Source organism: Herbaspirillum sp. YR522 (genome assembly GCF_000282575.1).
GTDB lineage: Bacteria > Pseudomonadota > Gammaproteobacteria > Burkholderiales > Burkholderiaceae_D > Herbaspirillum.
Window position 1 is genome coordinate 1 of sequence record NZ_AKJA01000078.1, and the last position, 11,779, is coordinate 11,779.

10 protein-coding genes are annotated in these 11,779 nt (G+C 65.2%); 5 read left to right on the forward strand and 5 right to left on the reverse strand.

The genetic code is table 11. The features are described from left to right. Positions 1-169 precede the first annotated feature (169 nt). From rfaE2 to PMI40_RS11550, 4 genes are all read right to left on the reverse strand, one after another. A complete protein-coding gene (gene rfaE2, locus PMI40_RS11535) occupies positions 170-652 on the reverse strand; it encodes a D-glycero-beta-D-manno-heptose 1-phosphate adenylyltransferase (protein WP_008115379.1) in 483 nt (160 codons plus the stop codon). Between the two features lie 115 nt (positions 653-767). Further along, positions 768-1,625 carry a ferritin gene (locus PMI40_RS11540; RefSeq protein WP_008115381.1) on the reverse strand — a complete coding sequence of 286 codons (858 nt, stop codon included), beginning with the start codon at positions 1,623-1,625 and terminating at the stop codon, positions 768-770. A gap of 142 nt (positions 1,626-1,767) precedes the next feature. Continuing rightward, complete coding sequence (locus PMI40_RS11545; RefSeq protein ID WP_008115383.1) at positions 1,768-2,643, reverse strand: PhaM family polyhydroxyalkanoate granule multifunctional regulatory protein; 876 nt, start codon at positions 2,641-2,643, stop codon at positions 1,768-1,770. A 38-nt stretch (positions 2,644-2,681) separates the two neighbouring features. Continuing rightward, complete coding sequence (locus PMI40_RS11550) at positions 2,682-3,992, reverse strand: branched-chain amino acid ABC transporter substrate-binding protein (protein WP_008115385.1); 1,311 nt, start codon at positions 3,990-3,992, stop codon at positions 2,682-2,684. Between the two features lie 122 nt (positions 3,993-4,114). On the opposite strand from PMI40_RS11550, the gene PMI40_RS11555 reads away from it, so the two are divergent. From PMI40_RS11555 to PMI40_RS11570, 4 genes are all read left to right on the forward strand, one after another. Beyond that, complete coding sequence (locus PMI40_RS11555) at positions 4,115-5,242, forward strand: DUF3108 domain-containing protein (RefSeq protein WP_008115386.1); 1,128 nt, start codon at positions 4,115-4,117, stop codon at positions 5,240-5,242. A 76-nt stretch (positions 5,243-5,318) separates the two neighbouring features. Beyond that, entirely contained in the window at positions 5,319-6,086 is a 768-nt protein-coding gene (locus tag PMI40_RS11560; protein ID WP_008115389.1) for a DUF3108 domain-containing protein, read from the forward strand. 59 nt (positions 6,087-6,145) lie between these two features. Then, positions 6,146-6,889, forward strand: a complete 744-nt coding sequence (gene queC / locus PMI40_RS11565; RefSeq protein ID WP_008115391.1) for a 7-cyano-7-deazaguanine synthase QueC — start codon at positions 6,146-6,148, stop codon at positions 6,887-6,889. 10 nt (positions 6,890-6,899) lie between these two features. Next, positions 6,900-8,087 carry a serine hydrolase gene (locus PMI40_RS11570; RefSeq protein WP_008115393.1) on the forward strand — a complete coding sequence of 396 codons (1,188 nt, stop codon included), beginning with the start codon at positions 6,900-6,902 and terminating at the stop codon, positions 8,085-8,087. 94 nt (positions 8,088-8,181) lie between these two features. Here PMI40_RS11570 and PMI40_RS11575 read toward each other — a convergent pair whose 3' ends face one another. Then, a complete protein-coding gene (locus PMI40_RS11575; protein WP_008115394.1) occupies positions 8,182-10,572 on the reverse strand; it encodes a penicillin-binding protein 1A in 2,391 nt (796 codons plus the stop codon). A gap of 429 nt (positions 10,573-11,001) precedes the next feature. On the opposite strand from PMI40_RS11575, the gene PMI40_RS11580 reads away from it, so the two are divergent. Beyond that, positions 11,002-11,779: hypothetical protein (locus PMI40_RS11580; protein ID WP_008115396.1), on the forward strand; the 778-nt coding region annotated here is incomplete at its 3' end.

Consider the following 11,779-nt stretch of genomic DNA (forward strand, 5'->3'; position numbering starts at 1 on the left):
CAAAGCCGCTGGCGGCGGGCGACAAGCTGCCGCTGACCCTGACGTTCGAAAAGGCCGGCCGGGTGGAGGTCACGATCAACGTCGAGGACATGGCCGGCGCTGCGCCAGCGGGCAAGGACGACATAAAGGGCCACGCCCATCATTGACCCGGCAGGCCGGGTGCCTGCGCTCAGCCTGCCAGCTTGCGCACCTTGGCCAGCAACTTGGTGGTGGAGCGATCATGCTCGAAGGCAATCGCCAGCACCTGGCCGCCATAGGCCGCCACCGCCTGTCCTTCGGGGATGGCGGCCATGTCGTAGTCGCCCCCCTTCACATAGACCTGCGGGCGCGCCTGCTGCACCGCTTCAAGCCCGGTATCTTCATCGAACGACACCACCAGCGACACCGACTCCAGCGCCGCCAGCACCGCCATGCGGTCTTCGCAGGTGTTGATGGGCCGGTCCTCGCCCTTGCCCAGGCGCTTGACCGAGGCATCGGTATTGACCGCCACCACCAGCGACGCGCCTTGCGCACGCGCCTGCGCCAGGTAGGTCACGTGGCCCCGGTGCAGGATATCGAACACGCCATTGGTCATCACCACCGGCTGGGGCAGGCTGGCAATGCGCTGCTGCAATTGGTCGCGGGTACATACCTTGTCTTCGAAATCGGCCATGGGGTCCTGGGTCCTGTCATCGGATGGGTTCTGGGGAAACAAAAAAGCCGCAACGGATGTGCGGCTTTCGATTCTAGCGGATAGGGCCTGCCGAAGCAGGCCACCAGCGCCGGACTCAGACTGCTGCGGGCTGGCTGGCCGCCAGCATGCGGGCGGCGACTTCCTTGCGGTAGCGGTTCAGGTCCTGCACCGACTCGAAGGTGCATTCGAACAGCAATGACATGTTGTGCAGGATGCGATCGACCACCTTCTTTTCCCATTCGCCGTCGAACTTGATCTGGGTATCGAGCCACTGCTCGAGCCATTCGGGATCCGGCAAGCGGCTTTGCACCGTATCGTTGGGAAACAGCGCCTGGTTCACGTGCAGGTTGGTCGGGTGCAGCGGCTTTTCGGTACGACGCGCCGAGGCCATCAACACGCCGATCTTGGCGAAGGCGGCGCGCGCCTTGTCGCCCACTTCGTTGAGCGCCTTCTTCATGTAGCGCAGGTAGGCCCCGCCGTGGCGTGCCTCGTCCTGGCTGATGATCTTGTAGATCTGCTTGATCACCGGCTCGGTGTGCCATTCGGCGGCCCGGCGGTACCAGTGGTTCAGGCGGATCTCGCCACAGAAGTGCATCATCAGGGTTTCCAGCGGCGGCGCCGGATCGAACTCGAAACGCACGTTGTGCAGTTCGGCCTCGGTCGGGCACAGTTCGGGCCGGAAGCGGCGCAGGTATTCCATCAACACCAGCGAATGCTTTTGTTCCTCGAAGAACCAGACCGACATGAAGGCCGAGAAATCGCTGTCGCCACGGTTGTCACGCAAGAACATCTCGGTGGCCGGCAGGGCCGACCATTCGGTGATGGCGTTCATGCGGATGGTCTGCGCCTGCTCATCGGTGAGCAGCGCGGGGTCGAACTGGTCCCAGGGAATATCCTTATCCATATTCCAGCGGACCTGCTCGAGCGACTTGAACAATTCTGGGTACAGCATTGTCGGTTTGCCTATTTGCGTTAAGTGTTTGATTTTAACAAGGAAATTCACCACTTCCCATACTATGTCCAGCACATGTCATGCATGTGACAAATCGCCCTCACCTGAACCGGGAAGGCCCTGGCAGTCGGCGCTACGTGGATTAGGGGGACGATGGCTTGCGGGAGGCTGGCTTCTTGTTGTGCCCGGATTGTACAGCACCCGTGCGCCCAGAGGGGATGGCTTTTTCACTTACCTTGCGCTTCTTACCGACTGTTGAGCTAGATATAGCGGCCTTTTGTGCATTTTTAGCCGGTGTTGCGGACTTCGCAACGCCCTTTGCCGTGCTTTTGGCGGCCCGCTTGGCGGGCTTGGACGCGGTTGTCTTATTTTCGCTACGCGACCGGCTGGGCTTGAGCGCGGCGCCTGGCTCCGGTTGCACATGGGTCATCGCGTTGTCGACCGCCTGCTTGAACTGGTCTTGCAGCAGGTTCCACCATGCGTTGGGGTTGCCGATGGCGGCTTGCAGGTCGGCGCCGGACGGCAACCCTGGCCCGGCATCGTCGCCCGCCGCCGGCGCGGCTGTGGGCTCGGGCTCCTGCCGCGCAGCGAAAGCGTCGGAGGCATCGGACGCATCTGCTGCGTCTGCCGTATCTGCCGTATCTGCCGCTTCCGACGCGTCGGCTGCCGCAGGCGCACTGCCCGGCCACATCGGAAAACCGAACGGGAACCCCGCCGCCGGCACTGCGGCCGGTTCGCTGTCGGCGCCGCGCGAAGCCATGATCGCGCTCATCGCCTGCAGCGTCGACAGGGTGGCGCTTTGCACCTCCAGCGTCTGGATGGTGCCCCTGAGCATGTTCAGATTGAGCTCCAGCCAGGACGCCACGGTCTTGAGGTCGGTGATCTTCTTGTTGATATCTTCCACCGACAGCGAAGGCATCATCATCGGCGGCGTGCCGACACTGCCCCACATCTGCTTCATGAAGTCGATCGTGTCGGCGGCCGAGCCCGCGCCCGGCATCTTGTCGTGATTCAGCATCGTCTGCTCCTGTGGATCATTATTATCGTCGGCGGTCGTCAGCGCGACGGGCGTTGCATCTTGCAGGTGGTCGGCAGCACGGTCTGTTCGGCCGGGATGAAGCGTTCGGTCCGGAAACCATAGCCGCTGCCTTCGTTATCGAAGCGGATGCCACCGCTGGCGGCGCGCTGCATCAGCATCAGGTACAGCGGCTGGATCAGCTGGTGGTCGGCCGCGCGCATGGTGGCATCATGAAATGCGCTCTGATAATGCGCGCCTTCCAGTGCGTATGCAACTGCCCGGGCCTCGGTGCTGCCGGCTTTCTCGATGGCCGCTGCCAGCATGTCGATCATCACCTGCTGGCGCAGGTAGAGATAATCATCCTTGGGTTGCGGATAACGCTGGCGATAATTCTGGTAGAACACGTCGCTGGCCGAATCGGCCGCACCCGTGCCGGCATTGGGATGCCACTCGGCCACCGCGCGCACGGTGCCGACTCCGGCCTCGCCGATGGCAGCGGGCGCACCCAGGCTGTTGGCATAGAAGGTATAGAACTTGGCGTTGAAGCCGGCGTCCTTGGCGGCCTTGACCAGCAGCGTCAGGTCGTTGCCCCAGTTGCCGGTGATCACGGCGTCGGCGCCGGCGCTCTTCATCTTGGCGATGTAGGGCGCGAAGTCCTTGATCTTGCCGATCGGATGCAACTCGTCGCCGACGATGGCGATGTCGGCACGCTTGCTGGTGATCTGCTCGCGCGCGGCCTTGGCCACCTGGCGTCCGAAGCTGTAGTCCTGGCCGATCAGGTAGACCCGATGGGTAGTGCGATCGGCCTTGATGGCTTCGGTCAATGCCTGCATGCGCATGTCGGCGCTGGCGTCGAAGCGGAAATGCCAGAAGCTGCACTTCTCGTTGGTCAGGGTCGGGTCGACGGCGGAGTAATTCAGGAACAGCACCCGATTGCCCGGCTCGCGCTGGTTGTGCTTGTTGACCGCGTCGATCAACGCAGCCGCCACGGCCGAACTGTTACCCTCGATCACGAACGGGATGCGCTGGTCCGTCAGTTGCCGCAACTGCACCAGCGAATCCTCCACGCCCAGCTTGTTGTCGAAGGTGCTCAGCTGCAGCCGATGGCGCCCGTCCGGCAATTTCACGCCGCCGCGTGCATTGACCTGGTCAATGGCATAGCTGATATTGCGCACCACTGCTTCGCCGGCGTTGGCAAAGGGCCCCGACAGGCCATCGATCATGCCGATGCGTATCGGCGCGGGTTCGGCCGCCGCGGCCGGCAGCGCCGTGTGCAGCACCAGCGCGGCGAGCGCCAGTTGCCGGATCAGCGCCCGCGGGCGCAGTAAGGGGTGCAGCGATTGCTTCATCGTTTTCCTGTGTAGAAGGCGGTACTCGGCCGCAGGGAAGACGCATTGTACGTCCTCCCGCCAGGCGTGCCGCCAACGGCCGAGTTGGCCCGGGGTCACCGGGCTTGCGCTACACTTCGGTCATGTCACAAGCTTTCCGCCGTCCCGGCCGCTGGCGCCGCGCGCTGGTGGTGATCGTGCTCACGCTGTCCCTGCACCTGTTCCTGGTGCACTGGGGCCGCCAGCACCTGGTTGCCACCGCCGCCACACAGGATGCACCGGCCATCACCGTACAGTTGCAACCGGTTGCCCCGCCGCAACAGGCGGTGTCGCTGCCCATCTTGCGCCAGGCGCCGCCATCCAAGGCGCGCCCGGTGCCGCCGAGACCGCCGCGGGCCAGCCGCGAGCCCGCCATCGAGCCACCCGACGAACCGATACGCGAGACCGTGGAGCGCGTGCCCGTTGCTGCCGGTACCACGCCAGCCAGCGCTGCCGAAGCAGCCGCACCGGCAGCCGAGTCCGCAGCAGGTTCCGCCACCGCACCCGCCGCCGCCAGCGAGCAACCGGCGCCACCGATCGCCGCGCAACCCGCCGAGCCCGCCGCCGGCACCCATTACGATACCGACCCGCCGCCCACGGCGCGCTTGCAATACGACGTGCTGGCCAGCTACAACCAGATGCCGGTGCGCGGCTACGGCACCCTGGACTGGAAGACCGACGGCAAGACCTATCGGCTGGACGGACGGGCCGAGGATTTTCTGTTCACCTTCCTCAACTTCAGCAGCAGCGGCGCCATCGACCAATGGGGGGTGTCGCCCGAGCTGTACACCGAAAAACGCATGCGCCGCGCGGCCACCAACACGCACTTCAACCGTGAACGCAATATCATCAACTTTTCGTCTTCCTCCGAAACCTACCCCCGCGCGGGCGGCGAACAGGACCGCGCCAGCCTGATCTGGCAGTTGTCCGCCATCGGCCGCGGCGATGCTTCCCGCTATCGGCCCGATGCCGTGATCGACCTATTCGTGGCCGGCGTGCGCGACGGCGAACTGTGGCGAGTCCAGGTGCTGGGCCAGGAAGAAATCCAGGTACCGGCCGGCACCGTCCGGACCTGGCACGTGGTGCGCATGCCCAAGCCGGGGTCCTACGACCAGCGCATCGACATCTGGTTCGCTCCGCTGCACGACTGGTATCCGGTGCGCCTGCGCTATACCGACACCCGAAAGGATGGCGACTACCTCGAGATGTCGCTGTCCGAGATCAAGCGCTGAACTCGTCCCGGCCAGATCGGTCCTTCCACTACCACACGCCGCCTTTCCTCCCAGACAAACCAGAGAAGAATCCGCCATGAAAAAAACGTCCGTTCTGATCCGCACCGGCGCCGCACTGGCATTGATGGGCCTGCTGGCCGCCACCGCCGCCCGCGCCGCCGACGACCGTCATCCGACCGACAAGCGCGCGGTCAACCTGCCGCCGTCGGCCGAGCTGAACTATTCGATCCAGGCCAAGCAGAGCGGTCTCGACCTGAAGGGCCAGGGACTGGTCAAGTGGGCCCACGGCAAGCACAGCTACAGCGTCACCACCGAGACCCGAGCCATGCTGCTGGGCAAGATCCTGGAGACCAGCAGCGAAGGCGAGATCGATGGCTTCGGACTGGCACCGGCCCGCTTCGTCGAAAAACGCATGCGGCGCGATCCCAGCACCACCACCTTCAACCGCGAACAGAACAAGATCACCTTCACCCAATCGGCCGAGACGTTTCCCTTGCAGGGCGGCGAGCAGGACCGCACCGGCATCACCTGGCAACTGGTGGCTGTCGCGCGCGCCAATGCGGCGCGCATGACACCCGGCTCGGAATGGAATTTCTTCGTCGCCGGTCCGCGTGATGCCGAACAGTGGAGTTTCAAGGTGGTCGGCCGCGAAAAGATCGACACCGCCAAGGGCCAGACCGAGGCGGTGCATGTGTTCCGCGCGCCGCCGCCGGATAACCAGGGGCAGAAGCTGGACATCTGGCTGGCACCGTCGATGGAGTGGTATCCGGTCAAGCTGCGCTTCACCGATCCCGACGGCGACTATATCGAGCAGGTACTGGATTCGGTCGGTAAAACCAACTAAGCTTCGCCAGCCGAGGCCGGCGCCGCACCGGTGCCGGCGGCAACCCGCACGAGAAAACCATGCCCAGCTCCGTCACCGACACCCCGATCGCCCCTACCCTCAAGACCCAAAGCGCCCTGGTGCTGTTCTCCGGCGGCCAGGACTCGACCACCTGCCTGGCGTGGGCGCTGTCGCGTTACCAGCGGGTCGAGACCGTCGGCTTCGACTACGGCCAGCGCCATGCCGTCGAACTGACCGTGCGTCCGGCGCTGCTGGCCAGCACCCGTGCATTCTCGCCCGAATGGGCCGCGCGCCTGGGTGAAGACCACATGATCGACCTGTCGCTGATCGGCTCCATTTCAGACACGGCGCTCACGCGCGAGGTCGAGATCAGCATGCAGGACAACGGCTTGCCCAACACCTTCGTGCCGGGCCGCAACCTGATGTTCATGACGGTGGCCGCGACCCTGGCCTACCGACGCGGGCTCAACGTACTGGTGGGCGGGATGTGCGAAACCGATTTCTCGGGCTATCCCGATTGCCGCGACGACACCATGAAGGCCTTGCAGGTGGCGCTCAACCTGGGCATGGCTACGCAACTGAAGATCGAGACGCCATTGATGTGGATCGACAAGGCCCAGACCTGGTCGCTGGCGCACTCGCTGGGCGGCGACGCCCTGGTCGACCTGATCCGCACCGATACCCACACCTGCTACCTGGGCGAGCGCGGCGCGCTGCACGACTGGGGCCACGGCTGCGGCAAGTGCCCGGCCTGCGAACTGCGCGCGCGCGGCTATCGCCAGTACCGCCAGCACGCAGGCTGATCCGCACCGCATGGCCAACAAGACCTTCGCCACCCGCGCCGGCTACCTCGCCGCCGTACTGCTGGTGCTGCTGGGCGGCGCCGAAGTCGCCCGCCGCCAGGCAGACCTGCCCAGCCTGCCGGTGCTGTTCGACCTGCAATTCGACCTTACCCCGCGCAGCCAGACCTGGCGCCTGTACGACGCCGTGCCGCTGGCACGTTCGTCGCGGCCCCAGCCGCTGGCGCGGCAACCCCATGCCGTCGATGGCCTGCGACTGCCCTGGCACCGGGGGAGCGACATCGCCTTGACCGAATTTCTGGCCGTCACCCACACCCGTGCGCTGCTGGTGGTGCAGGACGGCAAGATCGCCTTCGAGCACTACGCCAGCGGCTTCGATGCCGACTCGCGCTTCGCCTCGTTCTCGGTGGCCAAGTCGGTCGTGGCCACGTTGACCGGCGCCGCCCTGGCCGAGGGCCGCATCAGGTCGCTCGACGAGCCGATCGGCACCTACCTCGGTGCCGACGAGATCGCGCCGGCCTATGCCGGCGTCACCATCGGCCAATTGCTCGACATGCGCGGCGGCATCGACGTCGACGAGCGCTACGGCGGCTCGCTCACGTCGCCGGTGGTGCGCATGTACCTGAGCCGCGACCTGGCCAGCTTCATTGCCAGGCGCCACGGCCTGCGCTTTGCGCCCGGCACGCAGCAGCAATACCGCAGCGTCGACACCCTGATACTGTCGCGGGTGCTGGCGCGGGCCACCGGCCAGAGCTTGTCGCAATATGCCACCCGGGTGCTGTGGCAACCGCTGGGCATGGAGCAGGACGCCACCTGGAGCGTGGACAGCGACGAACATCGCATCGAAAAGGCATTCTGCTGCATCAACGCCACGGCCCGTGATTTTGCCAAGCTCGGCCTGCTGTATCTGGACCAGGGGCGCGCCGGCACGCACCAGGTGGTCAGCCCGCAGTGGGCGCAGACCCCGCGCCAGGTGATCAACGGCGAGCAGAAACTGGCCTATCGCGATGGCTGGTGGATCCCGCCAGGCAACGCCGGCGATCGCGACTTCTCGGCCATCGGCGTGTTCGGCCAATATATCTACGTCAATCCCACCACCCACACCGTGATCGTCAAGCTGAGCGACCACGGCGTGGAGCAGGACGAGCTGCCCACGTTGGCCGCCATGCGCCAGTTGAGTCATGTGATGTCCGGTCTCTAGCCGAATTGATCGCGGCTGGCCGCAGCTGGCCGCGTCATGAAAAAACGCCGGGCATCCTGCGATGCACGGCGTTTTTCCTGGGCACGACAAGCGCTCAGAACAATTCGTTCTTCATCTGCGTCTTGGCCTTTTCTTCTTCCGGCGTCAGGCCGGCGCGCTCGCCCATGCCCAGGTCGCGCACCATGGCCGCCGGCGGGTACTCGGCATAGTAGTACTCGCCCGCCGACTCGATCACGCCATCGGGCACCTTGCGATCGACATTGGGCACATCCTTGAGCACCTTCGACATATAGCTGATCCACACCGGCAACGACAGCCCGCCGCCAGTTTCGCGATCGCCCAGGCTCTTGGGCTGGTCGTAGCCGATCCAGGCAATGGCGGTCAGGCCGGGTTGATAGCCGGCGAACCAGGCATCCATCGAATCGTTGGTGGTGCCGGTCTTGCCGGCCAGGTCGGTGCGCTTGAGCGACATCGCCTTGACCGCCGTACCGTGGCGCACCACGTCACGCAGCATGCTGTCCATGATGAAGGCATTGCGGGCGTCGATGACACGGTTGGACTCGTCATCGGCGGTGGCCGGGCGCGCCTGCGACAGCACCGCGCCATTGGCATCGGTGACCTTGGTGATCAGGTAGGGACTGATCTTGTAGCCACCGTTGGCAAACACCGAGTAGGCGCCCACCATCTGCAGCGGCGTCACCGCGCCCGCGCCCAGGGCCAGGGTCAGGTACGGCGGATTCTTGTCGGCGTCGAAACCGAAGCGGGTGATGTATTCCTGCGCATACTTCACGCCCACCCGTTCCAGGATCCGGATCGACACCAGGTTGATCGACTTCTGCAACGCGCGCCGCATCGAGATCGGGCCTTCGAACTTGCCGCCGTAGTTCTTCGGCTGCCACACCTGGCCACCGGTCTGGGTGAAGGTCAGCGGCGCATCATTGATGACGGTGGCCGGCGACAGTCCCTTCTCGAGCGAGGACGAATAGATGAAAGGCTTGAACGACGAGCCCGGCTGGCGCCAGGCCTGGGTGACGTGATTGAACTTGTTGCGGTTGAAATCGAAGCCGCCCACCAGCGAACGGATCGCGCCATCCTGGGAATTGACCGAGACGAAGGCCGACTCCACTTCCGGCATCTGGGTGATGATCCAGTTCTTGCCATCCTGGAACACCCGGATGATGGCTCCGCGGCGAATACGCTTCTGCGGCGGCGCCTTGTCCGACAGCAGGTTGGCGCCAAAGCCCAGTCCGGAACCGGCAATGGTGATCTCCTCGCCGGTGGCCAGCACCGCGGTGATCTCCTTCGGCTTGGCCTCGGTCACCACCGCAGCGATCATGTCGTCGCTGTCGGGGTGGTCGGCCAACTCGACCTCGATGGCGTCCTCGACCACTTCGCGCGTGCCCTCGGGCAGGTCCATGTAGCCTTCCGGGCCGCGATAGCCGTGCCGGCGCTCGTAGTCGATGATGCCGCGCCGCAGCGCGATGTAGGCCGCGTCCTGGTCGGTCTTGGTGATGGTGGTGAAGACGTTCAGGCCACGCGTGTAGGTCTCGTCCTTGTACTGCGAATAGACCAGCTGGCGCGCCATTTCGGCCACGTATTCGGCGTGCATGCCGAAGGCCGAGCTGTCGCCCTTGACCCGCAGTTTTTCGTCACGCGCTTCCTGGAACTGGGCCTCGGTGATATAGCCCAGCTGGCGCATGCGCAACAGGATGTACTGCTGGCGCGCATGCGCGCGCTTGGGGTTGACCACCGGGTTGTAGGCCGACGGTGCCTTGGGCAGGCCGGCCAGCATGGCCGACTCGGCGATGCTGAGCTCCTTGAGCTGCTTGCCGAAATAGATCTGCGCGGCCGAGGCAAACCCGTAGGCGCGCTGCCCCAGGTAGATCTGGTTCATATAAACCTCGAGGATCTGGTCCTTGCTGAGGTTGTTCTCGATCTTCCAGGCCAGCGGGATCTCGTAGAAGAACTTGCGCGTGGCCTTCTGCAGGAAGGTCGGCTCGTTGCTGGTCAGGAAGAAATTGCGCGCCACCTGCTGGGTGATGGTGCTGGCGCCGCCGCTGCCGCCGGACAGGTTGGAGAAGGTCGCGCGGGCAATACCCTGGTAATCGACCCCGCCGTGTTCGTAGAAGCGATCGTCCTCGATGGCCAGCACGGCCTTCTTCATGATCTCGGGAATATCCTTGAAGTGCACCAGGTTGCGGCGCTCCTCGCCGAACTCGCCGATCAGCACGCCGTCGGCCGAGAAGATGCGCAGCGGGATCTTGGGACGATAGTCGGTCAGGGTATCGAGGTCGGGCAGCTTGGGATAGGTGAGCGCGACGATGAAGGTCACGCCCAGCGCGGCCATCGCCACCACCCCGAAGAGGATGCCGAACAGGCCGAGGACGATGCGAAGCGACCAGTGCAGGCGCTTTCTAGGCGCCGGCCCCTGCTCTGGCTGGCCGGCCGGTGCCGGCCTGGTGCCAGCGGTTGGAGGTAAAGACATGCGAGATAAGCGAGGGTGAGCGATAAAGCGGGCCGAAGCCGGGTTGAACTGACAAGACCGCATTATAGCGGCTCCGCCGCGCCATCCCCGCCCTGCATCCCCTGCGGCAGCTGCCAGAAACACGGTTTTTTCGCGCATCGCCGGCAAATCCGCTGCGGCCGACCTGATCGGCCAGCATCTGCCCGTCAACGTACCGCAATTGACTGGTATCGGCGACACCGTGCCTGGTGCGCCATTTGTTGCAAATAGACCAAACGAAACACGTGAACGGGCGCAGCCGGGAGGGGCAGGCCCCATCCAATTGCGACGGCAACATCAAACTTCCTCTATTGCCGCGCGTCCCGCCGCTGGCGAACAATCGCCTCGTGTCGACTCGCCGCCACCGCCAGCCAGCTAGCCACGCACCCGATTCCCCCGAAAGGCTGAGCAATGTTCCAACTTCCCATCCGCGTTCCCCTGCTGCCGACCACGCCGCGTCACGGCGTGGGGCTTGACGTCGGGCGCCAGCACCTGCGACTGGCCGTGGTCCGTCGCCGCTCCCGGCTGCAACTCCGAGGCCTGGCCGAGCATCGTTTCGCGCAGGTCATCTGCCGCCGCGGGCGCATCACCGACCTCGACCTGCTGTGCAGCGCCGCACGCTCCCTGCTGTCCCAGTGCCGGGTCGACGATGGCGTGCTCGATACCGCGCTCGGAGCGCACGCCGCGTGTGCCGTGCCACTGACCCTGCCGGCCATGGCCACCGAATTGCAACGCCTGGCGCAAGTACAGGCCGAGATGGCGCTCAGGCATGCGCCGTCGCAAGAAGAACTGGTGGCGCATTATTGCCTGCTGGGACAGGCAGGCCCGGGTGGGGACGACGTACGGGTGCTGGCGCTGTTTCCCTCCGTGGTGGATATCGAAGACCGCAGCGCCCTGGCCAGTTCGCTGCGGCTGCGGCCCGGGGCCATCGCCCTGCGCGAAACGCGCATCGCCTCCTTCCTGCGCCGGGCACACCACGCAGCCGACGCCGGCATACTGCACATCGATCTCGATGAGACCTGGCTCGACCTACCGGGGCGATGGGTTCATCACCTCGACTGGTCGGCCCAGGGCGACCCGCCCGCCACGCTGCTGCACGCGCTGGCGCCGCTGTTGCAGCCGCCGCCTGCCCGGTTGCTGCTCAGTGGCGAGGCGCCGATGCTGGCGTCGCTGGCCGCCGCCATCGGCC

Coding starts and splice junctions, on each gene's coding strand:
- rfaE2 (WP_008115379.1), bottom strand. CDS start 652: ATGGCCGATTTCGAAGACAAGGTATGTACCCGCGACCAATTGCAGCAG.
- PMI40_RS11540 (WP_008115381.1), bottom strand. CDS start 1,625: ATGCTGTACCCAGAATTGTTCAAGTCGCTCGAGCAGGTCCGCTGGAAT.
- PMI40_RS11545 (WP_008115383.1), bottom strand. CDS start 2,643: ATGCTGAATCACGACAAGATGCCGGGCGCGGGCTCGGCCGCCGACACG.
- PMI40_RS11550 (WP_008115385.1), bottom strand. CDS start 3,992: ATGAAGCAATCGCTGCACCCCTTACTGCGCCCGCGGGCGCTGATCCGG.
- PMI40_RS11555 (WP_008115386.1), top strand. CDS start 4,115: ATGTCACAAGCTTTCCGCCGTCCCGGCCGCTGGCGCCGCGCGCTGGTG.
- PMI40_RS11560 (WP_008115389.1), top strand. CDS start 5,319: ATGAAAAAAACGTCCGTTCTGATCCGCACCGGCGCCGCACTGGCATTG.
- queC (WP_008115391.1), top strand. CDS start 6,146: ATGCCCAGCTCCGTCACCGACACCCCGATCGCCCCTACCCTCAAGACC.
- PMI40_RS11570 (WP_008115393.1), top strand. CDS start 6,900: ATGGCCAACAAGACCTTCGCCACCCGCGCCGGCTACCTCGCCGCCGTA.
- PMI40_RS11575 (WP_008115394.1), bottom strand. CDS start 10,572: ATGTCTTTACCTCCAACCGCTGGCACCAGGCCGGCACCGGCCGGCCAG.